Origin of the sequence: Flavobacterium xanthum, from assembly GCF_900142695.1 — a bacterium.
GTDB lineage: Bacteria > Bacteroidota > Bacteroidia > Flavobacteriales > Flavobacteriaceae > Flavobacterium > Flavobacterium xanthum.
The window spans coordinates 1-1,751 of the sequence record NZ_FRBU01000090.1 but is presented as its reverse complement, the minus strand read 5'-3'; the positions used below and the strand labels follow the sequence as shown (position 1 = coordinate 1,751).

The window sequence follows — 1,751 nt, the reverse complement described above, 5'->3', positions numbered from 1 at the left end:
AGGGCACTGAAAAAGTCATTTTATAATTATTATCATAAAAACGAGGCAGAAAAACTTTATTTTCTGCCTCGTTTTTTGTATTTTTAAATGTAATTATAAAGCTTTTATTGATGTTAATACAGCAGCAAACAATTCAATTTAGCGAACATTATTCGTTATATAATCTAATTGTTCCCAAGGACAATCTTTTAAGAAAAATTAATGAATTAATCGATTTTTCATTTATCTACGATGAACTTGTAAATAAATACTGTTCAAATAATGGTCGTATGGCAGAAAGTCCTGTGCGTATGTTTAAGTATTTATTGCTAAAAACAATTTACAGTGTTTCCGATGTTGATGTAGTGGAACGATCTAGGTACGATATGTCCTTTAAATATTTTTTGGATATGAATCCAGAAGACGAAGTTATCAATGCTAGTTCGTTGACAAAATTTAGAAAACTACGTTTGAAAGACACCGACTTATTAAACCTATTGATAAACAAAACAGTGACCATAGCTGTTGAAAAAGGCATAATTCGTTCCAAGTCAATTATCGTTGATGCCACACATACCTTATCAAGATCAAATCCTTTTTTAGCCATTGATGTGTTAAGAGAACGCTCCAAGCTACTTCGCAAAACAGTTTACACTTTTGATGATCAATTCAAAGAACGTATGCCAGAAAAGAACCTTGAAAATGATTTAGAAAAAGAATTGAAGTATTGCAAAGAGTTAGAAAAACGTATAGAAAATGAACCCTCTATAAGCGCTATTCCAGCTGTAAAAGAAAAACTAAACTTACTCAAAGAAACCGTAGAAGATACTCAAGAGAACTTAACTTTATCCAAGGATACCGATGCTAAAATAGGTCATAAGTCTACCGAGAGTTCCTTCTTTGGCTACAAAACACATTTGGCTATGACCGAAGAACGCATTATTACAGCTGCCGTAATCACATCGGGAGAAAAAGGCGATGGTCCAGAATTACCTAAACTTTTACAAATGAGTCAGCAAAATGGGATTGAGGTAGATACCATCATTGGAGACGCCGCTTATTCTGGAAAAGAAAACCTTAAAATTGCAAACGGCCAGAAAATCAAAGTAGTAGCGCGTCTAAATCCATCGATAACACAAGGATTTAGAAAAGATGAAGATAAATTTGATTACAACAAAGATGCCGATAGGTTTGTTTGTCCAGCAGGACATTTGGCAATACGAAAAGCACGAGGTGGAACCAAAGATGTCGGGGCAAATCAAGTTGATACTTATTATTTTGATGTTGAAAAATGCAAAACTTGTCCTTTAAAAAATGGATGTTACAAAGATGGTGCTAAAACAAAAACCTATTCGGTATCCATAAAATCAGAAGTGCACCAAGACCAAATGGCTTTTCAGGAAACAGAATATTACAAAGAAAAAGCAAAACATCGATATAAAATTGAAGCCAAAAATAGTGAGCTGAAAAACGTACACGGTTATGATAGAGCAATATCATACGGCATTAACAATATGCAAATGCAAGGAGCAATGGCTATTTTTACAGTAAACTTAAAAAGAATACTCAAATTAATGTAAAGAATACAATCTAAGTACATAATGGTCAAAATGAAATTGTATCAGTCAAAAATAGACTTATATAGCCTCTAATACAAAACAGTTTTAAAAACTAAAACGCTTATAACGAATCTTAAAAATTCGATTATAAGCGTTTTTTTTGGTCTATAAAAATGACACAAATCAAAACAGACGATGTTTTTCAGTGCCCTC

The 1,751-nt window shown here is 32.7% G+C and carries 1 protein-coding gene; it reads left to right on the top strand.

All coding sequences use genetic code 11. From position 1 onward, the window contains the following. Positions 1 to 110 precede the first annotated feature (110 nt). Entirely contained in the window at positions 111 to 1,559 is a 1,449-nt protein-coding gene (locus tag BUC11_RS16475) for an IS1182 family transposase (RefSeq protein ID WP_073355789.1), read from the top strand. The last annotated feature ends 192 nt before the right edge of the window (positions 1,560 to 1,751 follow it).

Bases quoted from the DNA above. Each gene is read 5' to 3' on its own strand.
- BUC11_RS16475 (WP_073355789.1), top strand. From the start codon at position 111: ATGTTAATACAGCAGCAAACAATTCAATTTAGCGAACATTATTCGTTA.